The organism is Campylobacter hepaticus, assembly GCF_001687475.2.
GTDB classification, from domain to species: domain Bacteria; phylum Campylobacterota; class Campylobacteria; order Campylobacterales; family Campylobacteraceae; genus Campylobacter_D; species Campylobacter_D hepaticus.
In genome coordinates, this window is the sequence record NZ_CP031611.1 from 717,358 (window position 1) to 740,804 (window position 23,447).

General features: G+C 27.4%; 23 protein-coding genes and 1 pseudogene. 11 read left to right on the plus strand and 13 right to left on the minus strand.

Annotated elements, in window-relative coordinates:
* Window positions 1–2: 2 nt before the first annotated feature.
* The 4 genes and pseudogenes from A2J15_RS03540 to A2J15_RS03555 form a co-directional block, all read right to left on the minus strand.
* A complete protein-coding gene (locus tag A2J15_RS03540) occupies window positions 3–692 on the minus strand; it encodes a CoA transferase subunit A (RefSeq protein ID WP_066776602.1) in 690 nt (229 codons plus the stop codon).
* Window positions 693–694: 2 nt separating this feature from the next.
* Window positions 695–1,876 (minus strand): thiolase family protein, encoded by a 1,182-nt coding sequence (locus A2J15_RS03545; protein WP_066776599.1) that lies wholly within the window; start codon window positions 1,874–1,876, stop codon window positions 695–697.
* Window positions 1,877–2,477: 601 nt separating this feature from the next.
* Complete coding sequence (ald, locus tag A2J15_RS03550; RefSeq protein ID WP_066776597.1) at window positions 2,478–3,587, minus strand: alanine dehydrogenase; 1,110 nt, start codon at window positions 3,585–3,587, stop codon at window positions 2,478–2,480.
* A 17-nt stretch (window positions 3,588–3,604) separates the two neighbouring features.
* Window positions 3,605–4,958 (minus strand): annotated as a pseudogene (locus tag A2J15_RS03555) (sodium-dependent transporter).
* 243 nt (window positions 4,959–5,201) lie between these two features.
* Between A2J15_RS03555 and A2J15_RS03560 the strand changes: the two are divergent.
* From A2J15_RS03560 to A2J15_RS03570, 3 genes are all read left to right on the plus strand, one after another.
* A complete protein-coding gene (locus A2J15_RS03560) occupies window positions 5,202–5,450 on the plus strand; it encodes a hypothetical protein (RefSeq protein WP_066776596.1) in 249 nt (82 codons plus the stop codon).
* Window positions 5,451–5,485: 35 nt separating this feature from the next.
* Window positions 5,486–5,941, plus strand: a complete 456-nt coding sequence (locus A2J15_RS03565; RefSeq protein ID WP_240621319.1) for an FAD-dependent oxidoreductase — start codon at window positions 5,486–5,488, stop codon at window positions 5,939–5,941.
* Window positions 5,942–6,002: 61 nt separating this feature from the next.
* Window positions 6,003–6,308 (plus strand): NAD(P)/FAD-dependent oxidoreductase, encoded by a 306-nt coding sequence (locus tag A2J15_RS03570; protein ID WP_066776591.1) that lies wholly within the window; start codon window positions 6,003–6,005, stop codon window positions 6,306–6,308.
* A gap of 3 nt (window positions 6,309–6,311) precedes the next feature.
* Here A2J15_RS03570 and pstB read toward each other — a convergent pair whose 3' ends face one another.
* Genes pstB through A2J15_RS03590 form a run of 4 tightly spaced genes read right to left on the minus strand, consistent with a single transcriptional unit; the run spans window position 6,312 to window position 10,053 of the window.
* Window positions 6,312–7,052 carry a phosphate ABC transporter ATP-binding protein PstB gene (gene pstB / locus A2J15_RS03575; protein ID WP_066776588.1) on the minus strand — a complete coding sequence of 247 codons (741 nt, stop codon included), beginning with the start codon at window positions 7,050–7,052 and terminating at the stop codon, window positions 6,312–6,314.
* Window positions 7,049–8,137, minus strand: coding sequence for a phosphate ABC transporter permease PstA (gene pstA, locus A2J15_RS03580; RefSeq protein WP_066776585.1), 1,089 nt, complete (start codon window positions 8,135–8,137; stop codon window positions 7,049–7,051). The genes pstB and pstA overlap by 4 nt, the downstream gene beginning before the upstream one ends.
* Complete coding sequence (gene pstC / locus A2J15_RS03585; protein WP_066776582.1) at window positions 8,134–9,048, minus strand: phosphate ABC transporter permease subunit PstC; 915 nt, start codon at window positions 9,046–9,048, stop codon at window positions 8,134–8,136. The genes pstA and pstC overlap by 4 nt, the downstream gene beginning before the upstream one ends.
* 9 nt (window positions 9,049–9,057) lie before the next feature.
* A complete protein-coding gene (locus A2J15_RS03590) occupies window positions 9,058–10,053 on the minus strand; it encodes a substrate-binding domain-containing protein (protein WP_066776580.1) in 996 nt (331 codons plus the stop codon).
* 261 nt (window positions 10,054–10,314) lie between these two features.
* On the opposite strand from A2J15_RS03590, the gene A2J15_RS03595 reads away from it, so the two are divergent.
* From A2J15_RS03595 to dsbD, 5 genes are all read left to right on the plus strand, one after another.
* Window positions 10,315–10,818 (plus strand): ferritin, encoded by a 504-nt coding sequence (locus A2J15_RS03595; protein ID WP_066776571.1) that lies wholly within the window; start codon window positions 10,315–10,317, stop codon window positions 10,816–10,818.
* 42 nt (window positions 10,819–10,860) lie between these two features.
* A complete protein-coding gene (locus tag A2J15_RS03600) occupies window positions 10,861–12,237 on the plus strand; it encodes an MBOAT family O-acyltransferase (RefSeq protein ID WP_066776568.1) in 1,377 nt (458 codons plus the stop codon).
* Window positions 12,238–13,239, plus strand: a complete 1,002-nt coding sequence (locus A2J15_RS03605; RefSeq protein WP_066776565.1) for an SGNH/GDSL hydrolase family protein — start codon at window positions 12,238–12,240, stop codon at window positions 13,237–13,239.
* Window positions 13,226–14,404, plus strand: coding sequence for an SGNH/GDSL hydrolase family protein (locus tag A2J15_RS03610; RefSeq protein WP_066776561.1), 1,179 nt, complete (start codon window positions 13,226–13,228; stop codon window positions 14,402–14,404). The genes A2J15_RS03605 and A2J15_RS03610 overlap by 14 nt, the downstream gene beginning before the upstream one ends.
* A 168-nt stretch (window positions 14,405–14,572) precedes the next feature.
* Window positions 14,573–16,279: a protein-disulfide reductase DsbD gene (gene dsbD, locus A2J15_RS03615; protein WP_066776558.1), complete on the plus strand. Its 1,707-nt coding sequence runs from the start codon at window positions 14,573–14,575 to the stop codon at window positions 16,277–16,279.
* 5 nt (window positions 16,280–16,284) lie between these two features.
* Here the strand turns inward: dsbD and A2J15_RS03620 are convergent, their stop codons facing one another.
* The 5 genes from A2J15_RS03620 to A2J15_RS03640 form a co-directional block, all read right to left on the minus strand.
* The gene (locus tag A2J15_RS03620; RefSeq protein ID WP_083074266.1) at window positions 16,285–17,160 is read right to left on the minus strand and encodes a 1-aminocyclopropane-1-carboxylate deaminase/D-cysteine desulfhydrase; all 876 of its coding nucleotides are present in this window, start codon (window positions 17,158–17,160) and stop codon (window positions 16,285–16,287) included.
* Entirely contained in the window at window positions 17,147–18,100 is a 954-nt protein-coding gene (locus A2J15_RS03625) for an OmpA family protein (protein ID WP_066776546.1), read from the minus strand. The genes A2J15_RS03620 and A2J15_RS03625 overlap by 14 nt, the downstream gene beginning before the upstream one ends.
* Window positions 18,097–19,464: a MotA/TolQ/ExbB proton channel family protein gene (locus tag A2J15_RS03630; RefSeq protein ID WP_066776542.1), complete on the minus strand. Its 1,368-nt coding sequence runs from the start codon at window positions 19,462–19,464 to the stop codon at window positions 18,097–18,099. The genes A2J15_RS03625 and A2J15_RS03630 overlap by 4 nt, the downstream gene beginning before the upstream one ends.
* Before the next feature lie 100 nt (window positions 19,465–19,564).
* On the minus strand, window positions 19,565–20,629 hold the full coding sequence (gene fbaA / locus A2J15_RS03635; RefSeq protein ID WP_066776539.1) for a class II fructose-bisphosphate aldolase: 1,065 nt from the start codon (window positions 20,627–20,629) through the stop codon (window positions 19,565–19,567).
* Complete coding sequence (locus tag A2J15_RS03640; protein WP_066776537.1) at window positions 20,629–21,450, minus strand: peptidylprolyl isomerase; 822 nt, start codon at window positions 21,448–21,450, stop codon at window positions 20,629–20,631. The genes fbaA and A2J15_RS03640 overlap by 1 nt, the downstream gene beginning before the upstream one ends.
* Window positions 21,451–21,530: 80 nt before the next feature.
* Between A2J15_RS03640 and nth the strand changes: the two genes are divergently transcribed.
* Genes nth through A2J15_RS03655 form a run of 3 tightly spaced genes read left to right on the plus strand, consistent with a single transcriptional unit; the run spans window position 21,531 to window position 23,447 of the window.
* Window positions 21,531–22,157, plus strand: coding sequence for an endonuclease III (nth, locus tag A2J15_RS03645; RefSeq protein WP_066776535.1), 627 nt, complete (start codon window positions 21,531–21,533; stop codon window positions 22,155–22,157).
* Entirely contained in the window at window positions 22,154–22,804 is a 651-nt protein-coding gene (locus tag A2J15_RS03650; RefSeq protein ID WP_066776533.1) for a DNA/RNA non-specific endonuclease, read from the plus strand. Before nth ends, A2J15_RS03650 begins: the two co-directional genes overlap by 4 nt.
* A gap of 10 nt (window positions 22,805–22,814) precedes the next feature.
* Complete coding sequence (locus A2J15_RS03655) at window positions 22,815–23,447, plus strand: trimeric intracellular cation channel family protein (protein ID WP_066776530.1); 633 nt, start codon at window positions 22,815–22,817, stop codon at window positions 23,445–23,447.

Genomic DNA, 23,447 nt, shown 5'->3' on the forward strand with positions numbered 1-23,447 from the left:
AATCATCCTTTATATACAGTTAATTTTTCTATTCTTTTTTCATAAGATTTACCCTTGTAAACAAAATCTACATAAATTCCACTCAAATGCACGCTATCTGGATCAAGTTCATCTACAAGTTCTTCAACCTCAACCACAGTAATTTTTCCTGCACTAGCGCATAAAGGATTAAAATTTCTAGCAGTCTTATTAAAAATTAAATTGCCATATTTATCAGCCTTTTGAGCTTTTACTAAAGCAAAATCTCCTTTTATAGCCTTTTCTAAAATATAAATCTTCCCATCAAATTCTTTATGTTCTTTATCTTGTGCTACTAAAGTTCCTACTCCTGTTTGAGTATAAAAACCACCAATTCCAGCTCCTCCAGCTCTTAATTGTTCAGCTAGAGTTCCTTGTGGAGTAAGTATGACTTCTAATTCCTTATTAATAAATTGCTGTTCAAAAATTTTATTTTCACCCACATAAGAAGCTATCATTTTTTTAATTTGCTTATTTGCTAACAAGATTCCAAGACCAAAATCATCTATGCCGCAATTATTACTTACTACTGTTAAATCTTTTACACCTAATTCTTTGATCTTAGTTATACTATATTCAGGTATACCACAAAGTCCAAATCCACCAACTAAAAGAGTCATGCCATCTTTTAAATCTTTAAAAGCAATATCTAAATCATTTATAATTTTATTCATCTTTATTCCTTTACTTCAACCAATACACTTATCCCCTGACCTCCGCCTATACATAAAGTAGCAAGTCCTAAATTCTTTTTATATTGCCTTAAAGCATAAATTAAACTTATAAGTATTCTAGCCCCACTAGCACCTATAGGATGCCCTAAAGCTATAGCTCCACCATGTATATTTACCTTTTCTTCATCAACTTTTAATTCTCTAATGCAAGCTATGCTTTGTGCTGCAAAAGCCTCATTCATTTCTATTAAATCTATATCCTTTAGTTCAAGCTTATTTTTTCTTAAAAGTTCTTTAGTTGCAAAAGCAGCACCTATACCCATAATACTTGAATCAACGCCCACACTACAAAAAGATTTAATACTAGCAAGAATAGGCAAAGCCAATTCTTTAGCTTTTTCTCTAGAAGCCAACATAAGCATAGCAGCACCATCATTAATGCCAGAAGAATTTCCAGCACTTACACTACCTTCTTTATCAAAAACAGGAGGAAGTTTTGAAAGTTTCTCCAAACTTATATCCTTTCTTACAAACTCATCTTCTTTAAAAAGTACTTCATTGTTTTTATTTTTTATATTTAAAGCTAAAATTTCATCATTAAAATAACCTTTTTCTATAGCTTTTGATGCTTTTTTATGTGAATTAAAAGCAAATTCATCCTGTTCTTTTCTTGAAATTTGATATTTCTTAGCTAAATTTTCAGCAGTAATACCCATATGATAATCATTTAAAGCACACCACAAACCATCATGAATCATAGTATCTATTAAAGTTTGATTACCCATTTTGCAACCAAGTCTAGTGTGCTCAACTATAAAAGGTGATAAAGACATATTTTCAACACCGCCAGCTAAAAGCAAGGACGAATGATTTAAACTTATTGAGTTAAAACCAAGTTCTACAGCCTTAAGACCAGATCCACAAACCATATTTACCAAAAAAGCCGTTTTATCTTCTTTTAAACCACTTTTTAAAAGAGCTTGTCTAGCTATATTTTGGCCCTGACCAACTTGCAAAACTTGTCCCAAAATCAGTTCTTCTACCAAAGAAGCATCTAAATTTAAATTTGATATTAAATTCTTACTTAAATCACTAACCATATCTACAGGTTTAAGCATTTTAAGAGAACCTAAAAAAGATCCAATAGCACTCCTTTTAGCTGCTACTATTACAACTTCTTCCATACAACAATCCTTTATTTGTAATTAATCTTATATTAATACTAAGTACATTAAAAACAAAATATTTATTAAGATCAAAGGAATAAAAAATTAAAAAATACTTCTATAATGTTACTTTTTTATACATATAAAAAATAATGGTGATAACTTAACAAAAATAATAAAAATAAGCCAAAAAGTATTCATGCAAATATCAAGATATAAGAATTATTTTTTAAAAATTTACAAAAAGTTACATTTTAATTAGATTTCACATAAAATATTATATAAACCATGGTTTTATAATTTATTTTAAATTAATTATTATAGGATTTTGTTTTAGAAATTATACAAAATCACAAAAGGCAAACATTTAATTTATAAATATTATATTTTAAACATATTTTTAAATAATTTTTATTTATAAATCAATGGGTATGTTTTAACTAACAATTCATTAATACTATAAAAGTCTTGTCTTATTAGCTAAATTATCTAAACAAATTTATGATAAAAATACAAAATCTAAGTAAAAAGTTTTATTTTTTTAAAAATTATTGAATTTGATTTTATAAAAACATAGAATTTTTTATTGTAAAAATAAAAAATTCTATTAAAAAAGTATTTAAGCTAAAGCCTTTTTAGTATCTATATAATCAATATTAAAAGCCTTGGCAACGGCCTCATAAATACACATACCCTTATAGGTATTTAAACCGCTAAGTAAAACCTCATTTTTTAAAACTGCTTCTTTAAAACCATTATTTGCAATTTGTAAACCAAATTTTAAAGTCACCTCTGTAAGCGCTAAAGTAGAAGTTTTAGCTACACATCCAGGCATATTAGCTACGCAATAATGAACTATATCATCAAATACATAAATAGGATCACTATGAGTAGTAGGTTTAGAAGTTTCAAAACAACCGCCTTGATCTATAGCAACATCTACCAAAATAGAAGATTTTTTCATAATACTTAAATCATTTTTATTAACAATTTTAGGAGCTTTTGCTCCAGGTATTAAAATAGCACCTATAACCACATCAGCATCTTCTAGCAAAGATAATAAATTTGTCTTAGAACTATAATAAGTATGCACTTTCATATTAAAAATTTGATCTATATAAGCTAATCTTTGCGTGTCGATATCTAAAATACTCACATCAGCACCTATACCAAGAGCTATTTGGGCAGCATTTATACCCACAACTCCACCTCCAATAATAACAACTTTCCCTTTTTTCACTCCTGCAATACCACTTAATAAAATTCCACTACCACCATAAGTTTTTTGACTGTATTTAGCTGCTTCAAAAATAGCCAAACTTCCTGCTATCGCACTCATAGGAGCTAAACAAGGTAAAGCATTTCCTACTTTTATAGTTTCATAAGCTATGCTAGAAATATGCTTTTTAAGCAACATTTGAGTTAAGTTTTCATCAGCAGCTAGATGTAAATAAGTATAAAGAATTTGATTTTCTCTAAAATACTCATATTCACTCTGCAATGGTTCTTTAACCTTAACAATCATTTGGCTTTTTTCAAAAAGTTCGTCTTTATTTACAAGCTTAGCGCCATATTTTTCATAATGACTATCTAAAAAACCTATAGCCTCTCCAGCTCCTCTTTCTATTAAAACTTGATGTCCAGCTTCAATATATTCTTTAACATTTTGTGGGGTAAGTCCAACTCTATATTCATGAGTTTTAATCTCTTTAGCACAACCTACAATCATTTAACACTCCTTAAAAATTAAAAAATTCCACTTATAAATATAAGTACAATTATAATAGGGATTATAAATTTGACATAATAAAACCATAAATTTATAACCATTTTATTATTAAATCCTCTAGCTAACTCTTCTTTTGCATCCTCTTTTAAAACCCAAGCAACAAAAATTGAAGCACCTAATGCAGTTAATACAAAAAATACATTACCACTAATAAAGTCAAAAGCATCAAAAATATTTTTACCTAAAATACTCACTTCACTTAAAGGTCCATAAGCCATAATAGAAGGTAAATTACCCAAAATAAAACTTAAAAATAAAATCCAAAAAACAGCTTTTTTTCTACTCATATTTAATTTTTCTTGCAAAGTAGTAACTAAAGGCTCATAAAGAGTGATAGAAGTAGTAAATGCAGCTATTAATAAAAGTGTAAAAAAACTCACAGCAAAAAATGAACCAAAATGCATTTTTGAAAAAACTATAGGCAAAACTTCAAATACTAATTTAGGACCAGAATTAGGTTCTAAGCCAAAAGCAAATAAAGAAGGAAAAATCATAAAACCAGCTAAAAGTGCGATTAAAGTATTAATTACACTAGTAGCAATAGCAGTTTTTACCATATTTTCATTTTTATTTAAAAATGAGGATAAGGTAATCATAACAGCAAATCCTAAAGAAAGAGCAAAAAATACTTGTCCTAAAACAGCTATAAATAGTGTTGGAGTAATCTTACTAAAATCAGGCTTAAGATAAAAATTAATGCCAACAGATGCACCCTCTAAAGTTAAATTTCTAATCACTACAACAATAAGACATAAAAACAACAAAGGCATTAAAAATTTCATAGCCTTTTCTATACCATCAGAAATTCCCCTAATTAAAACTACATAATTTAATAAAATAAAAATTAAAGTATAAAAAGTAATCATTAAAGGATTATTGTTCTATGTTTATATTATAAAATTGCTGGGTAATTTCCTTTGTCACATTACCTGAAAGATTTAAATTACCGCTTAATATATTACTAATATAAGTTAAGACCCAGCCACCTAAAACCATATAATATGCAATAATTCCAAAACAACCAATAAGACCCATAAATCCTACAATTTTCCAAGCTTTAGAAAAAGTTTTACCTTGATATTTAGGATCAAAAGCATCTAATGCATTTTTATGTGCTCTTCTACCTATAATATTTTCGACTAAAATCATAGGAATTCCTATAATTATCATAGCCACAACAAAGGTTAAAACATATGCACCACCGCCATTTTCTCCCACAAGATAAGGAAAACGCCAAGTAGCACCAAAACCTATAGTTGCTCCAGCAGTTATTAAAATATAACTTAAAGTGTTAGACCAAGAATACCTCATTAGAAAACCTTAATTCAATTTTTATTATGAATTAATTATAAACTTTTTACTTAATTTGTATATTTTTGAGTAAAAAAGTAAAAAAATATACAAATTATGTTACTTTTATTAACAATATATTTTGATTTTAATACTATATTTATTATATTAAAAAATATAGTATTATTTTTTGTTAATATTAAATTGCAAAATAATTTGTGTTTATTTTCAAAATTAACATTGCCAAAGAAAGGTTATTTATTTATGAAAAAAATTTTAATTTTAGGTGGAGGATATGCAAGTTTATCATTTATAAAAAGTCTTAATGCAAGCATTTTCAATCAATTTGACTTTAGCTTGATTTCAAAAGAAGAAAGTCATTATATTAGTGTTTTGCTTCATGAAGTAGTAAGCAAAACTAGAAATATTACTTTAAAATATACAGATATTTTGCCTAAAAAATGTAAATTTATAAAAGATGAAATCTTAGAAATTCAAGAAAAAAAATTATAGCTAAAAATGGTAATTACACTTATGATATACTAATTATAGGACTTGGATTTAATAGAGATGATTTTAAAATTAGCGGAGTAGAAGAACATACTTTAGCTATGCAAAATTTTAACAATTGCCTAGATATACACAAAAAATTACAAGAAATAAGTTTAAAAGATAAATGTGAAGTTATAGTTTGTGGTGCAGGTTTTAGCGGCATAGAACTTTTAGCTGATTTAGCCTTACATTTTAAAAATATTAAATTAAAATGTGTGGAAGCTATGCCTATGATTTTACCCATGTTCAATAAAAATTTAGCACAATTTGCCAAACAATATTTAGAGAAATTAGGTGTAGAATTTTATCTTAATGCTAAAATAGAAAAATGTGAAAAAAATTCTCTTATATTTGAAAAAAATGGTCAAAAAGAAAAAATAGAAGCTGATTTAATACTTTATACAGCAGGAGTTAAAGGAAACAAAGTTATAGAAAATTCTAGTTTTTTTTAAATCTCAAAGAAGCAAAATCGAAGTTAATGGATTTTTAAATCCTATAAAGCAAAATCAAACAATGGAAAATATCTTTGTATTAGGTGATTGTTGTGCTTTAAAAGATAAAAAAAGTGGACAATTTTTTCCATCAAGCGCACAATTAGCTTACCAACAAGGTTTGTATTTAGCTAAAATTTTTAATACAAATAATAAAATAAAGTTTTATTATCATCATAAAACAACTATATGCTCTTTAGGCAATAATTATGCCATAGCTCAAATAGGAAATATTCACTTAAAAGGCAAACTTCCCTCTTATCTTAAAAAATTAGTAGAATTTAAATGGATTTTAAAACTCATAGGTTTAAAAGCTTTATTAAAATAATATTTATCCAAAAACACCATTTAAATAAGCCTTAGTTTTATCTTCTTTTGGATTTACAAAAAAATCTTTACTTTGATTAAATTCTACAAGTTCACCAAGATGAAAAAATGCTGTATAATCAGCAATACGCTTAGCTTGCTGCATATTATGCGTAACCATAATCATAGAAAGATTATGGCTTAATTGCTTTAAAAGTTCTTCTATAACCCCAGAACTTATAGGATCAAGCGCTGAAGTAGGTTCATCTAAAAGCAAAAGCTTGGGTTTAATAGCTAAAGCTCTTGCTATACAAAGACGTTGTTGCTGCCCTCCTGAAAGAGCTAAAGCATTTTGTTTGAGTTTGTCTTTAACTTCTTTAAAAAGCCCTACTTTTTTTAAACAATCTATTACCAAAGCCTCTTCTTCATCTTTATTTTTAATCATACCGTGAAGTTTTGGCGCATAAGATATATTTTCATAAATACTTTTTACAAAAACATTTGCTTGTTGAAAAACCATACCTACGTTTTTACGCAAAACCACGACATCTTGATTTTTAACATCTTTTCCTTCTATCTCAACCAAACCATCAATTTTAGCAATTTTATCATTCATCCTATTAAAACAACGTAAAAAAGTTGATTTTCCACATCCTGAAGCTCCTATAAGAGCAGTGATTTGATTTTTCTTTATTTGCATATTAATATCAAATAAAGCTTGTTTTTTTCCATAAAATAAATTTAAATTTGTTATTTTTGCTATCACTTTAATTTTCCTTGAAAATATTTTCTTAATAAAACAGCACTTAAATTAAGTATAATCAAAAGTGCTAAAAGCACAATAATACCAGCTGCAGTCCTTTCTAAAAATGCTCTTTCAGGCATAGATGACCAAGAATAAATTTGAGCTGGCAAAACACTGGTTGGATCAAAAATAGAATTTGCCACATCAGGAATAAAAGCTATCATACCAATAATCATTAAAGGTGCAGTCTCTCCTATAGCCTGAGCTAAAGTAAGAATAGAACCTGTTAAAATCATAGGCATAGCCAAAGGCAACATAATACCTTTTACCATTTGTACCTTAGTCATACCCAAAGCATAAGCAGCATTTTTCATATTAATATCAACACTTTTTAAAGCTGCTTTTGTAGAAACAATAATAATAGGCAAACTCATCATTGCCAAAGTAAGTCCTCCTACCAAAGCACTTGATCTAGGCATACTAAAAAGATTAATAAATACACCCAAACCCAAAAGACCAAATAAAATACTAGGAATACTTGCAAGATTATTAATACACACTTCTATAAAATGTGTAAATAAATTTTGTGGTGCAAATTCTTCTAAATAAATAGCTGCTCCAACTCCTATAGGAACACTTACTATCATACATACTAACATTACAAGTAAAGTTCCCATGAGTGAAGATAAAATCCCTGAATTTTCAGGTGATTTTGAATCCCCATTTAAAAAGAAATTCATATTAAATTGAAATTTTATTTCTTTTTTTTGCACCAACTTATCTACTAAAACTCTTTCTTTTTCGCTCAAACGATTATATTTACGTTTGACATATTGATCCACTTCTGAATTTGCTAAAAGCCAAGTTTCTTGAGTGATTTGTCCTGTTCTTATTTTTCTTTGCTCTGCACGAGATAAAAGCTCATAAACAGAAGAATTATTAGGTATTTTCACATAAATATAAGTTTGTTTAAAAGCTCCAATGCCAAGATAAAGCACACTTCCTAAAAAAATGCAAAGAAAAACTAAATTAATATAAAGTCCCATTTTGCAAAGTCTTTTAAAAGATTTTGAAGCTTTTTGCCTTTTTTTGAAAAGTTTTTTCATAAATTTTTCCTTTTGTGAAAACGATTAATGAGATAGACACTAAACATATTAATAAATAAAGTAATGATAAAAAGCACAAAACCTAAAGAAAAAGCACTCAAAGCTAAAGAACTATCAAAAGCTTGATCCCCGCTTAAAGCTTCTACAATTTTTACTGTTACTGTTGTCATATCTTCTAAGAAGTTCATACTTAAATTAGGGCGTAAAGAAGCTGCCATGACAACTATCATAGTTTCTCCTAAAGCCCTTGAAAGTCCCAAAAGACAAGCTGCTACTATACCAGGTACAGCCTCAGGCAAAATAACTGCAAAAACTACTTCTTTTTTTGTCATACCTAAAGCATAAGCTCCATTAATCCTTTTTTCACTCACAGCTTCAATACAATCTTGAGATAAAGAAGCTATAATGGGAACTATCATGATTCCCATAATAAATCCAGCCCCTAAAGCACTTTGAAAACTAGCTTGTATCCCAAATAAAGAAAAAAACCACACTATACAAGGTGCAACAACTATAGCTGCAAAAAATCCAAAAACAACAGTAGGAATTCCTGCTATGATCTCTAAAATAGGTTTTAAATAATTTTTTGATTTTCTACCTGCAAAAACACCTAAATATATAGCACACATCACCCCTAAAGGTAAAGCCGTAAGCATAGCGATTAAAGAAATATAAAAAGTCCCCCAAAAAAGTGGTACTGCACCAAAAACACCTTGCTTGCTCGTCCCATCAGCATTCATAAAAGCTGCATCTGCTGCCCATTCGCTTGAAAATAAAAAAGTAACAACACTTTCTTTTTGAAAGAATTTTAAAGCTTCAATTAAGATAGTAAGCATAATAGCAAAACTTACTATCACGCTTACAAAAGCACATAAAAAAAGTATAAATTTTATTATTTTTTCTTTTAACAAAACATTTCCTTAAAAAACTTTCCCAGCTTTTACAAATTCACTTGTTAAAATATTTCTATTTTCTATGTGTTTTTGAGAAGCTTTTAATTTATCATCATTTAAGGGAATAAGTCCTATTTTTTCAAGCTCTCCACCACTTTTTGCCAAATCATCACTCATATAAATTTTTGCAAATTCAAAAGCTTCTTGAGGATTTTTCTTTGCATTAATATAAATAAACAAACTCCTTGCAAGTTCATATTTTTCATTTGCAATATTTTCTTTACTTGGAGCAATTCCATCAATACTGGCCGCATTAATCTTATCTGAATTACTCATTAAAAAACCATAACCAAACATTCCAAAAGCATTTTTATCAATACTTAATTTTGAAACGATTAAATTATCATTTTCTCCACTTGAAATATAAACCCCATCTTGGCGTATAGTTTTATATTCTCCCTTATATTCAGGAAGTTTTTTAGAAATATCACTCATTATAAGCTCTTCTATAGTATCTCTTGTGCCAGAACTTGAAGGAGGACCATAAATACTAATTTTACGATTTGGTAAATTTTTATTGATTTGATTCCAGTTAGTATAGGGATTAGGTATTAATTTCCCATCTTGTGGAATTTCTTTTGCTAAAGCTAAAAAAAGCTCTTTTTTTGTAATATTTAATGGAATATTAGTTTTATTTTGCGCTAAAACTATACCATCATAACCTATCATAACTCCTACTATATCAGTAATACCTGCTTGTTGGCAAGCTTGAAATTCGCTAAGCTTCATAGGTCTTGAAGCATTAGAAATATCAGTAATTCCCTCACAAAAAACTTTAAATCCCCCACCTGTTCCCAAACTCTCAACTATAGGGGTTTTTACATTTTTAATCAAAGCATATTCTTCAGCAACAAAAGAGGTAAAAGGATATACAGTTGATGATCCTGCACTTTTTAAATCTGCTGCATGTAAACCACTCCAAAAAGCAAAACTTATTATACTTAAAATTATTTTATTGTTCATTGTTTTCTCCTTGCTTGTAAAAAATGATAAAATTTTAAATAATTTTGGAAACATTTTAGAAACATTTTTACTTTTGCATTATAAATATAATTAATTTTAAAGTAAAAAATCCGCTTTAACAAGAAATAAAACTATGAAAATACCAGATTCATTATTAAATAATTTAAAATTTTTAATCTTTAAATTTACAATTTTATCTTATTTTTAAAAAAATAATATATTATTATAAAATATTTTAAAAAGTGAAGAAGGAGACTGACTATGCTTTCTAAAGAAATTGTAAATTTATTAAATGAACAAATAAATAAAGAAATGTACGCAGCAAATTTATATCTTAGTATGAGTTCTTGGTGTTATGAAAACAGTTTTGATGGAGCTGGATCTTTTTTATTTGCTCATGCAAGCGAAGAAAATAATCACGCACAAAAACTCATCACTTATCTTAATGAAACAGACTCTCATGTAGAACTTAAAGCAGTAAAACAACCTGAACAAAATTTCAAATCTTTACTTGATGTTTTTGAAAAAACTTATGCACATGAACAATTTATCACAAAATCAATCAATACCTTAGTAGAACACATGCTAATACACAAAGATTATTCTACTTTTAATTTTTTACAGTGGTATGTAAGTGAACAACATGAAGAAGAAGCACTTTTTCGCGGTATAGTCGATAAAATTAAACTCATTGGAGAACATGGTAATGGGCTTTACTTAGCTGATGAATATATCAAAAACCTTGCATTAAATAGAAAAAAATAATCTAACTCTTTATTTAGAGTAAATTATATTTTGGATTAAAATATGACTTATTTTTCTTTAGAATTTAGTATTTTAATGATAGCTTTTTTTGCTATTTATTGGGCTTTTAAAAATAGTTATAAAATACAAAATATTTTGATTTTAATTTTTTCATATATTATTTATATCTTGATCAATCCTTATTTTGCTTTAGTTTTATTTATATATACTTTTTTTATACACTATTTTGCTTTAGTAATCTTTGTGCGTAAAAAACGTTATATTTTTATAACTTGCATAGCTTTTATTGTTTTAAATTTATGCTTTTTTAAATATTTTCCTAGTCTTAAAGAAAGTTTTGATGAAATGCTTAATTTTTTTGGCTTAGAATTTTTAAATATAGACTTAATGCTACCTATAGGCATTAGTTTTTATACTTTTAGTTCCATTACTTATATTGTAGAAGTTTATAAAAAACATCGTTTAGAAAGTTTTTTAAATCTAGCAACTTTTTTATCATTTTTTCCAACTTTAATTTCAGGGCCTATTATGAGAAGTTCTTTTTTCTTCGAACAAGCTTTTCAAAAACGTGAATTTAAACATACTAATCTTATTATTATTTTAATTATTTTTGGCATAGTTAAAAAAGTTCTTATTGCAAATTATTTAGGAATTTATGCCAAAAATATTTTAGATTTTCCACAAACTTATAATTTTATACAACTTTTAAGTGCAATTTATGCTTATACTATTCAAATATATTGTGATTTTAGTGGATATATTGATTTAGTGTGCGCCTTTGCTTTAATGCTAGGTTTTAAATTGCCGCTTAATTTTAACATGCCTTATCTTGCTAAAAATCTTAAAGATTTTTGGGCAAGATGGCATATTAGTCTTTCAACTTTTATAAGAGATTATATTTATATACCCTTAGGTGGAAATAAAAAAGGTTTAGCTCGCACTATATCAAATATACTCATTGCTTTTACACTTTCAGGTATGTGGCATGGAAATACACTTTCTTTTGTGATCTGGGGTTTATTGCATGGCTTTGGTGTTGTGTTTATGCATTTATTAGCTTTAAGCAAATTTAATTTACAAAAAATTCCTATCTTAGGAAGATTTTTAACCTTGCAATTTATATGTTTTACTTGGATTTTCTTTTATTATAGCAAAAATTTAGACGATGCATTAGAGTATTTTAAAGCTTGTTATGACAATTTTTTTAATATTCCAAGCTACAATGATATTTATATGTTAGTAGCTTTTGCTATACTTTTTATCATTTATCCTTTGTTTATCAATTTTAAAGATTATTGCATTAAAATTCTTAATCTTACCCCATTTTTATTAAAACCTTTTATCATAGCTTTTATTTTACTTTTGGTTTTTGCTTTTATGCCAGATGGAATTCCTGATTTTATTTATTCGAGTTTTTAAATGAATGTAATTAGATTTTTCTTTATTTTAATCATAGTATTTAGTTTAGTTGTTGTTGTTATGAATCAAAGCATTAGCTCTTATATAGAACAAAAATATCATTTGATATTTTATCCTCACAATGATCTTTTAAAAGAAGCTAATGGTTTTAAAGTAAAATTAGAACAAATTCGTGCCATTTTAAGCAATAATCCCTTGCCTCAAATCTATGAACTTGAAACTCAAGAAAATAAAATAACAGATGAAAATTTAAGCAAAGATCTTTTAGAAACAATTCCTAACCACCCTCAAATATACGAACAAAACCTTCATAAACAAATAGCTATTAACTCAAAAGATAATCATTTTGATGAAAATATTCAATTAGAATTAGAAAGTGGGGATAAATTTTTATTCATTGGAGATTCCTTAATGCAAGGAGTTGCCATAGCCTTAAACAAAGATTTTAGAAATTTAAATCTTAAAACCCTTAATTTAAGCAAACAAAATACAGGACTTTCTTATAAATCTTATTTTGATTGGTCAAAAGCTACTAATGATGCCTTAAAAAATTCAACCATTAAATACCTTGTAGTACTTCTTGGAGCTAATGATCCTTGGGATATTAAAAAAGGAGGCAATTACCATCGCTTTGGATCTGCTTCTTGGATTGAAATTTACACAAGTCGTGTCGATGAGATCATTAAAATTGCTAAAAAATATAAAGTTAAAGTATTTTGGTTTGAAATTCCTCCTGTTAAAAAAGAAGATTTGAATAAAAAAATACAAATATTAAACAAAATTTATAGTGAAGAAATTGCAAAAAATAAAGAAATTTTTATTAATACTAAATCTTTTTTTAGTATTAATGATAAATATTCAGCTTATATAAAGGATGAAAATAATAAAAGCATAAAAGCAAGAACAGATGATGGTATTCATTTTACACCACGCGGTGCACAAGAAATGTCTAAACTCTTGCTAAAACACATAAAATTCAAGGAAGAAAATGCCAGCAAATAAATTAAGATTTATTTTATTATCTTTACTTATTTTTACATATTCTTACGCAAAAAAAATAAACGCTGATGATACAATAGATTCTATATTAAAACAAAGTGCAAATCATTCTGCTTTAAGCAATTATGCTCCTAAAAAAGATCTTAAAATTTTAGAAAAAAAACTCAAGGATAAAAAAAATATAGGCATTAGAATTTATGGGGATTCTCATATGGCAGCTGATTTTTTTCCACGTATTATAAGAGGATATTTAATCCATTCTAATGCAATAGGCTTTAGTTATCCCTTGCAACCTAAATACCAACAAAATCTTAATCTTAAATATTCTTATACTAATTTTGAAATTCTAAATTCAAGAAACTATACCAATACTAAAGAAAATTTTCCCTTAGGTGGAGTTATAGCCAAAGCAAAAAATAAAGGTGCAAAAATTCATCTTGATACCCATTTAGATAAAAAATCTTTTAAGATAGGATTTTTATTTAAAGCTAAACACGATACAAATGCTTTTAGCATCAAAGACGCTCAAAATAAAAACTACATATTAAGAACAACTCAAATTAATCAATGGTTTTATAAAGAAGTAGAACTACATTTTCCTTTAGAAATTTCAGCCTTGCAAAAAGATGCAGAACTTGGAGGATATTTTATTACCCAAAAAAATAACAATATTTTTTTAGATACCATTGCTATTAATGGAGCTAAAAGTGACCTTTGGCTCTCTTGGAATCAAACTGTTGTAAAAAAAGAACTCCAACTTTTACATAATGATTTAATCATACTTGCTTATGGATCTAATGATGTGCTTTTTAAAGGTTTTGAAAAACAAGAATTTAAAAATAATTTAAAAAATTGGATAAAAATTTTAAAAACCTATAACAAAAATGCACTCATTATGCTAATTTCACCTCCAACCGTGGTACAAAAAGAAGGAAAAATCTATAAATTAGCACCTGATTTTTTTACTATACGTAAAGCCCTTTATGAAGTTGCAAAAGAAGAAAAAACACTTATTTTTGATATGCATCAATTCATGCAAGATAGTGGAGGAAAAAACAAATGGATAGAACAAAAATTTTCCTTAAATGATGTACATCTTACTGTAAAAGGGTATGAACTAATGGCTAAAAAAATGCTTAAAGATTTAAAGAAAATTATTCATTATTAAAATGAATTTAAAATATCAATAATATTACTATATTTTATAGTAAAAATAAATATTTGCTTGTATCTTAAATAAAAATTTATAAATTTTTATTTTCAAAATTTTACAAAAAAACAAAATTTACTATAATAAATTATAATTTCATTCTAAAAATAATTTGTTAGGAAAATCATGCGTTTTATTAGTATTTTTTTATTAAGTCTTTCTTTATGTTTTGCTTCTATATTATCTTTAAATGAGGCCTTTAATATAAAATCAAATTCTTACAATAGCTCTATTTCTATTGATATTAATTTAGGAAAAGATATTTATCTTTACTCTAATAAACTTAAACTTTATATCAATGAAAAAGATATAAGCTCTTTAATCAATTTACCCCAAAGCATCAAAAAAGACAATGAAAATATTTATGATCAAAATATCAATTTAGCTTTACCCAATTTACTTTTAGAGCGCTTTGTAAAAAATGAAATTAATTTAATCAAACTTGAATTTCAAGGCTGCTCTAAACAAGGTTTGTGCTATAATCCTCAAACTTGGTATTTTGATCTTGAATACAATAACAATACCTTTAAAATCTCCAAACCCTATAAAATGCAAACAACTAAACAAGAAATCAAAATCGATTCTGAAGAAAATGCTATAGCCCATTTTTTAGCTACAGATAATCTTTTTTGGATTTTACTTAGCTTTTTTGGCTATGGTTTATTACTTTCTCTTACCCCTTGTATCTTGCCTATGATCCCTATTTTATCTTCTCTTATAGTAACTAAAATTGGATCTAATACATCTAAAAAACACAGTTTTTTTCTCTCCTTTATTTATGTGTTTTTTATGTCTTTGGCCTATGCTCTTGCTGGAGTTATAGCAAGCATTCTAGGAGCAAGTCTTCAAGGAATTTTACAAAAACCTATCATTTTAATTCTTTTTGCCTTAATTTTTATAATATTTGCTTTTGCTATGTTTGGAGTCTTTCGTTTTGAATTGCCTTTAAAATTTCAAAATTTTATTCATAAAAAAAGTGAAAAAGGTAAAGGTATTTTAGGTATAGCTACTATGGGATTTTTATCTGCTTTAATAGTAGGACCTTGCGTGGCTGCTCCTTTAGCAGGAGCTTTAATTTACATTGCTAATACAGGTAATGCATTATTAGGAGCTAGCGCACTGTTTATCATGAGTTTTGGTATGGGCATACCTTTACTTTTTATAGGATTGGGATTAGGATTTTTAAAACCTGATTATTGGATGCAAAAAGTTAAAATTTTCTTTGGTTTTATTATGCTAGCTATGGCAATTTGGATACTTTCTAGAATTATTAAAATTGATTATATCTTAATAGCCTATGGAATACTTGGAGTATTTTTTAGCGTGTTTATGGGAATATTTGAAAAAAGCTATACTACAATATCTAAAATAAAAAAGAGTATTTTAATCCTTGTTTTAACGTATTCTTTAAGTTTATTTTTAGGGGAAATTTTTGGATCAAAAAATATATTAAATCCTTTCAATATTAATTTCAATCCTCAAAGCAAATCAATCTTAAATTACACCTATATTAACACCCTTGAACAATTAAAAGAAGAAATACAAACAAATACCAAACCTTTAATGCTTGATTTTACAGCTTCTTGGTGCGAAAATTGTAAACTTTTAGATGAATTAACTTTTAGCGACGAAAGAATCATAAAAAAAATGCAAAATTATAAACTTATCAAAATAGATGTAAGTGAAAATAATAGTGAACAAATCAAAATCATGAAAGAATTTCAAGTTTTTGGTCCTCCTGTTTTAATTTTCTTTAAAAATCAAGAAGAAAAATTAAAAATTACAGGTTTTATTAATACCAATGATTTATTGCAAAAATTAGAACAATTATAATATTATCAGATTAATTTTTTAAAACGATATCTTTGCAGCATACTCAAATTACCCAAAAGTCCACCTTGATGTATATAAAGTAAAGGATTTTTCCATTCTTTTTTCAAAACTATATTTAAAGCTAAAATATCATAAAGCAAATCAAATTCAATACCTAATTCATATTTTAAATCTATATAAAGTTGATAAAATTCTTTATAAGGTTTAGCAAAATGATATTTTTTAACACTTTGTAAAAATTCCAAATTTGAAAAATCGTAATTTTGCATTAATGTTAAAATTTGCTGTTTTAAATACTTAATATCACCCACACAAGCACAAGTAAATACTTTAAATTGAGAATTTCTTGCTAAAAAAGCTGCAGAAGTACCTGTACCTGAAGGCAAAAAAATATCAAATTGCAAATTTAAATTTTCACTTTGGATTTGAATTTCTTTAGCAAGCTCTATATAACCTTGTTCAGCCCTAAAATTAGCTATACCTTGTTCTATAAAAATATCATTTTTTTCACATAAAGACAAGGCAAATTCTTTTAAAGGCAAAAAACTAGTATTTTCTATAAATTCTACATTATTTTCCAAAGCCAAAGCATAATTCCCACAAGGATGAGATTTAAGAAAATGAGAAATTTTTTCACAAACAAAAAGGAATTTATAAGATCTTTGCTTAGCAAAAATACTTAAAGCTCCCAAAGCATTACTTTGAGTTCCACCATAGCTAATAAAACGCTGATTTTTAGGATATTTTTGATGAAGATAAAAAGCAAGTTTTCTAGCTTTATTCCCATTAAGCTCTCCTAATAAATCATCTCGCTTTACATAAAATTCAAATCCTTTAAAATTAACTTTTTGTATAGGACTTATCATTTTAATGGAATTCAAAAAATTTTTCTACTTCTTTTAAAGCATTATCATTTTTAATACTAAATTTTATTTCTATACGACGACTTTTATTTTTATCTTCTATCCCATTAACAAAGACAGGATCTGAAAAAGAACGTCCACTAGCCATTAAAAGTTTTTGAAGTTTTTCATTTTTATAAAAAGTATAAATAAAATTCATCACCTCGTAAGCTCTTTTTTGTGATAAATCTAGATTATAAATATAAGATCCATCGCTATCAGTATGACCTTCAATAATAATATTTTCAATATTAGCAAGAATTTTTGGATCTTCAAAAATAGCGTTAAAATACTCACTTAAAATTTTTCTCAAACTTGCTTTAGCTTCATTTTTTAAAACATAAGAATCTTTATCAAAAAGAACTGCAGCAGGCAAAGAAATCGAACCTGTTTTTTCATCCACAGTAATATTATCATCAAGTTTGTTTTGCAATTGCTTACTTAAATTTTCACGGATAAAACCAAGACTTTGCACCTTCATCTTAGCTTTTTTAAAATCTTCTTGTAAATTTTTAAATTCTTCATCTTTTTTTTCTAATTGTGCGATTAAAATAAGGATTTGTTTATCTTTATCATCAAGAGTTGAATTTAAATCTTTACTAAGTTGTTTATAATTTGTAATATTAGCTTCTAATTCTGCTTTTTGAGAATTAGCAAGACTTAAAGCATGAAAAGCATTATTTAAATCAAAACTCAAATTAAACACTATGGCTTCTTTGTTTCTTAATTCTTCTTTGCTTTCTTCTAATCTAACTTCTTGCTTATTTAAATTTTCTTTAATCTCTCTTAAATCGCTTTGAGTTAAAACATATTTAACAACAATAACTCCTATTAATAAAATAAAAACAAATAACAAACCTGCCATTAAATCTGCATAAGCTATCCAGAAATTACTATCCTCTTGTGACTCATTTTTCATTTGTCTTCTTTACACTCTTGTTCTAATTCTTGCATGGTATCATTTAATTGTTCTTCTTGATTACACTCTTTTTTATCAAATTTATCCATTATTTTATTAGTTTCTTCATCAAGTGCTTTTATTTCCTTTTTAAGCTCATCCATCATCTTAATCTTAGCATCAATACTTTTTTCTTCTTCATATATTTCTTTAAATTTATGCATACCCTCAAATAAACTACTTTTAAACCCTTCAAAAACCTTCTCTTGAGTTTCTAACATAGCTCTTTCATAAAGTTCAAAATTTTTTCCAAAACGCTCTACTCTTTCATCAAATGCACTCAAAGTTTTATCAAAATGATGAATTTTATCTGTACTAATATCTAATAAACGATTATATTGTTCTGACATTCTTGTATTAATTTCTTTTAAATTTTGATTTAACAAGGCAACACCATTTAACATCTCACTATAAAGTTTTCCAAGATCCCTTTGATCTCTTTGAGCCCTACCTAATTCACCCATAGCCTGTTTAATGTGTTCGCTACTTAATCTTATAGCTTTTTCTTCTACATTTAACATATCTTGAAAAATACCAAATTTCCTATCAATAGCATGATCAAGTTCAGCAAAAAAATCCTCATTACTGACTTGTTTAAAAATAGTACTAATCTTTTCAAAATGTTGCAAACTTTCACTTAAATATCTTTGTTCTAATTCTTCTTTAGTCCAAAAAAAACTACTAGTTGAGTTTTTTTGACGATTTAATAAACGCTCTATTTTACTCTTACCAAATTTTTCAAAAAATATCCACCAAAGCGCCAAAGAAATTCCATAAATTGAAACATAAAAAGCCGTACCTACCCCGCTTAATAAATCAGCAATTTCTTGTTCTAAAGCCTCTGTATCACTAGAACTAAAATTAGGCATAGATAAAGCTATACTTATAAAAGTACCTAAAATTCCCATCATAGGAAATATAGCAAAACCTATATTAGCAAAATTTTCATTTCTTGCATCTTGAATATAAGCACGAGCAAAATCATCAAAATTAGCATTTGATTTTGTATCTTTTCCAATAGCTAAAAAGTGTTTCATAATATATCTTTTTAATGTTTGCTTAAATTCATCTTTTTGCTGTTCTAAAATACCATAAGCATACTCAGCACTATGTCTAGCAAAAATCAATGCTACAAAAAAAATCACACCAGTCATTACAAGGGTATAAAATTCAACTTTAAAATTGATGATATTAAAATAAGCTAATAAAATTAAAGCATACAAAAAAGCGGGAATAAAAATAATTTTTAAATAAAGTAAAGAACTTTTTACCTCTCTACCTTCAGGCAAAACAAGCTCTGAAATTGCATCTGATTTAATCTCCATAAAACAAATACCTCGTTAAAAATTTAATTTTAAGATTTTAACTGATTTATTATAAAAATTTTATTATAACAATTTTAAAACAAAAACTAAATTTTTAAGTTTAGTTTTTGTTTATACAATTTAAATCTTCAAAAGCAATTTCTAAACGCTTTATCATACTTTCTTCTCCACTTCTTAACCAAATACGTGGATCATAATATTTTTTATTTGGCTTATCATCACCCTCAGGATTTCCAATTTGTCCTTGCAAATAAGCCCTATTTTTAAGCTCGTACTTACGCACTCCATCCCAAAAAGCCCATTGAGTATCTGTATCGATATTCATTTTAACAACACCATAACTTAAGGCTTCTTTAATATCTTTTAACTCGCTACCACTTCCGCCATGAAACACAAAATTAATAGGATTGTGAGCATCTAAAGCAAATTTTTCCTTAACAAATTTTTGAGAATTTTTGAGAATTTCTGGTTGCAAACTTACATTGCCTGGTTTATAGACCCCATGAACATTTCCAAAACTTGCCGCAATAGAAAATTTATCACTTATCTTTCCAAGTCTTTCATAAGCAAGAGCCACATCTTCTGGCTGAGTATAAAGTTTAGAATTGTCTATACCTGTATTATCTACTCCATCTTCTTCACCACCCGTACAACCAAGCTCTATTTCAAGTGCTATGTCCAAAGCATCAAGTTTTTTAAGATAAAGTTCACAAGTGCTAAGATTTTCTTCTAAACTTTCTTCACTAAGATCTAACATATGTGAACTAAATAAAGCTTGCCCATAAATCTTTTTATATTCAGCATTAGCCTCAATAAGTCCATCAATCCAAGGTAAAAGTTTCCTAGCAGCATGATCAGTATGTAAAATCACAGGCACACCATAAGCTTTAGCTAGCAAATGCACATGCTTAGCTCCGCTAATAGCTCCTAAAATTTCTCCATTAGGGCAATTTTTTCCTGCATAAAATTTAGCTCCACCATTAGAAAACTGGATAATAACAGGAGAATTAACCTTTTTAGCAGCCTCTAAAACAGCATTAATCGAATCAGTTCCTACAACATTAACTGCAGGGATGGCAAAACCCTCTGCCTTAGCATAAGTATAAACTTTATTTAAGTCACTTCCACTAACCACCCCTACTTTTACAAGGCTTAATACACCCATTATTTGTATTCCACCTTAGCATTATTTAATAATTCTTGCCCTTTTTCATTCATCACTTTTTTAAATTCTTCAAATTTAAGCGCATTTTCAATACCTTGCTTAACTTCTTCAAATTTAATTTGAGCTTTAGCTTGAGAATTTTCTTTTAAAATGACATGATAACCGAAGTTGGTTTTTATTGGAGTTGTAGAAATTGTACCATTTTTAAGGGCAAAAGCAGCATCTGTAAAAGGTTTTACCATAGTTGATTGATCAAACCAACCAAGTTCACCGCCTTGATTTTTTGATCCTGAATCAATAGATTTTTCTTGAGCAAGCTGAGTAAATTTAGCTTCTAATTCTTTACCTTTTAAACCTTTAAGTTGACTAATAATATCCATAGCTTCTTTTTCACTAGCTACTAAAATATGTTTTGCTTGCACTCTTGCAGGTTTTACATATTTGTCTTTATTTTGCTCATAAAATGCTTTTACTTTAGCAGCATCAATTTTGATAGCATTTAAAATTTTTTCTTGATAAACATTAAGAAGTATAGCTTCTTTTGCACGATCAAGTTCTTTTGCATAAAGGGGATCTTTTTCCAAATTTTGCTTTTTAGCATCTTGTGTTATTAAATCTTGCATAATGTATTGTTGCACCAGAGCTCTTTTTTGATCATCTGGCAAAGCTTTAAAGTCTTGACCTCTAAGAACAGGGGCAAAAAAATCACCTACTTGTGCATCACTAATATTTTTACCATTTACAGTGGCCACTGTAGCTGCATTTATATTTAAAGCTACACCCGCAATCAAAGCTGCTGCGACTAAAGAAAATTTTTTCATTATGTTTCCTTTATAATAAAATATATATAAAATTAATTATATCTAAACTTGGTTTAAAGCTAATTAACTAAAATTAAAAAATGAAAAGAAATTTAAAAATTAAAGAACTTTTTTTACAACATTTTAATAAAGCTACAACAGAACTAAAATTTTCAAACCTTTATGAACTCTTAGTTTGCGTTATGCTTTCTGCTCAATGCACAGACAAAAGAGTAAATCTTATCACTCCAGATCTTTTTAAAGCTTATCCTGATATTAAAACTCTTGCAAAAGCTAATTTATCAAGTCTTAAAACCTACATACAAACTTGTTCTTTTTATAATAATAAAGCCCAAAATCTTATAAAAATGGCGCAAACAGTTTGCGAGAATTTTGATGGAGAAATCCCTTTAAATGAACAAGATTTAAAATCTTTAGCTGGAGTAGGACAAAAAACAGCTCACGTAGTTTTAATTGAATGGTGTGGAGCTAATTTCATGGCAGTAGATACTCATGTTTTTCGCGTTGCACATCGTTTAAATTTAAGTAAAGCAAAAACCCCTGAAGCTACAGAAGAAGATTTAACATACATATTTAAAGACAATCTTAACTATCTTCATCAAGCTATGGTGCTTTTTGGACGCTATACCTGTAAAGCAAAAAAACCTTTATGCAAAACATGTTTTTTAAACCATCTTTGTAAAAGCAAGGATAAAGAGATAACATGAAAATATTGATTGTATTATTAATTTTATATTTAAAAAGTTTTGCCTTTGAACATTATAAACCTAGTGCTGAATTTGCTTCTTATTTTAACCCTATTAATTGTTCTCAAATTTTAGATAAATTTTTTTATTTAAATTGTTACGATTATAAACTTAAAGGCACTAAAGCCATAGCTTACCAAGTAGAAGCTAAAAATTTTAAAAATAAACAAATTAAAAAACGTCCACGCTTTGAAGATGATACAAATATACCTAAAAAATACCGCACCACATGGAGTGATTATAAAAATAGCGGCTACACACGAGGACATACCGCACCAAATGCCTCATTTAATTTTAATAAAGCTGCTCAAAATTCAGTATTTTTAATGAGTAATATTACTCCACAAAATGAACAAATTAATAATAAAATTTGGAATGAAATTGAACAAAAAGAGAGAATTTTGGCTTTAAAATTTCATAGCATTGAAGTTTTAAATCTAGTCCTTTATGATAAAAATCCACAATTTATTAAAAATCATATTGCTATACCTTTTTCTTATATTAAAATCATCAAAACCCCAAAATTTAAAGAATGTTATAAAGTGCCAAATCATGAAGTTGAAAACGAAGATATCAATAAATATAAAATAAATTGTGATAAATTTTAGGTGACTCAACATGGAAATAAACGCCCTTACCATCACCATTCTTTATATTATAGGAATCTCAGCAGAAGGTATGACAGGAGCCTTAGCCGCAGGACGACATAAAATGGATCTTTTTGGGGTAATTTTCATAGCACTTGTAACAGCAATAGGTGGAGGAAGTATACGAGATGTGCTTTTAGGACATTATCCACTAACTTGGGTAAAACACCCTGAATATATTATCTTAATTTGTGTTTGTGCTCTTATAGCAACCAAAATTCCACGCATAGTCACTCAACTTGAAAGCTTATTTTTAACTCTTGATGCCATTGGACTTGTGGTATTTAGCATACTTGGAGCACAAATAGCCATAGATGAAAACCATGGTTTTATTATAGCTATTGCGGCTGCTGTTATTACTGGAGTTTTTGGAGGAATTTTAAGAGATATTTTATGCATGAGAATTCCTTTAGTGTTTCAAAAAGAAATTTATGCAGGTATTGCTATGATAGCAGGAGCAATTTATTATATATTTATTATTTGGTTTGAACTAAATACCCTAATTTGCACACTTTTAACCTTATTTATAGGAGTAATAGCTAGACTTTTAGCTATTAAATATCAATGGTCTTTGCCTATATTTTCTTACAATGAAGAAAAATAA

What these genes read in the sequence shown, in the direction of transcription:
- A2J15_RS03540 (WP_066776602.1), bottom strand. Translation starts at nt 692, where the DNA reads ATGAATAAAATTATAAATGATTTAGATATTGCTTTTAAAGATTTAAAA.
- A2J15_RS03545 (WP_066776599.1), bottom strand. Translation starts at nt 1,876, where the DNA reads ATGGAAGAAGTTGTAATAGTAGCAGCTAAAAGGAGTGCTATTGGATCT.
- ald (WP_066776597.1), bottom strand. Translation starts at nt 3,587, where the DNA reads ATGATTGTAGGTTGTGCTAAAGAGATTAAAACTCATGAATATAGAGTT.
- A2J15_RS03560 (WP_066776596.1), top strand. Translation starts at nt 5,202, where the DNA reads ATGAAAAAAATTTTAATTTTAGGTGGAGGATATGCAAGTTTATCATTT.
- A2J15_RS03570 (WP_066776591.1), top strand. Translation starts at nt 6,003, where the DNA reads ATGGAAAATATCTTTGTATTAGGTGATTGTTGTGCTTTAAAAGATAAA.
- pstA (WP_066776585.1), bottom strand. Translation starts at nt 8,137, where the DNA reads ATGAAAAAACTTTTCAAAAAAAGGCAAAAAGCTTCAAAATCTTTTAAA.
- A2J15_RS03590 (WP_066776580.1), bottom strand. Translation starts at nt 10,053, where the DNA reads ATGAACAATAAAATAATTTTAAGTATAATAAGTTTTGCTTTTTGGAGT.
- A2J15_RS03595 (WP_066776571.1), top strand. Translation starts at nt 10,315, where the DNA reads ATGCTTTCTAAAGAAATTGTAAATTTATTAAATGAACAAATAAATAAA.
- A2J15_RS03600 (WP_066776568.1), top strand. Translation starts at nt 10,861, where the DNA reads ATGACTTATTTTTCTTTAGAATTTAGTATTTTAATGATAGCTTTTTTT.
- A2J15_RS03605 (WP_066776565.1), top strand. Translation starts at nt 12,238, where the DNA reads ATGAATGTAATTAGATTTTTCTTTATTTTAATCATAGTATTTAGTTTA.
- A2J15_RS03610 (WP_066776561.1), top strand. Translation starts at nt 13,226, where the DNA reads ATGCCAGCAAATAAATTAAGATTTATTTTATTATCTTTACTTATTTTT.
- dsbD (WP_066776558.1), top strand. Translation starts at nt 14,573, where the DNA reads ATGCGTTTTATTAGTATTTTTTTATTAAGTCTTTCTTTATGTTTTGCT.
- A2J15_RS03625 (WP_066776546.1), bottom strand. Translation starts at nt 18,100, where the DNA reads ATGAAAAATGAGTCACAAGAGGATAGTAATTTCTGGATAGCTTATGCA.
- A2J15_RS03630 (WP_066776542.1), bottom strand. Translation starts at nt 19,464, where the DNA reads ATGGAGATTAAATCAGATGCAATTTCAGAGCTTGTTTTGCCTGAAGGT.
- fbaA (WP_066776539.1), bottom strand. Translation starts at nt 20,629, where the DNA reads ATGGGTGTATTAAGCCTTGTAAAAGTAGGGGTGGTTAGTGGAAGTGAC.
- A2J15_RS03640 (WP_066776537.1), bottom strand. Translation starts at nt 21,450, where the DNA reads ATGAAAAAATTTTCTTTAGTCGCAGCAGCTTTGATTGCGGGTGTAGCT.
- nth (WP_066776535.1), top strand. Translation starts at nt 21,531, where the DNA reads ATGAAAAGAAATTTAAAAATTAAAGAACTTTTTTTACAACATTTTAAT.
- A2J15_RS03650 (WP_066776533.1), top strand. Translation starts at nt 22,154, where the DNA reads ATGAAAATATTGATTGTATTATTAATTTTATATTTAAAAAGTTTTGCC.
- A2J15_RS03655 (WP_066776530.1), top strand. Translation starts at nt 22,815, where the DNA reads ATGGAAATAAACGCCCTTACCATCACCATTCTTTATATTATAGGAATC.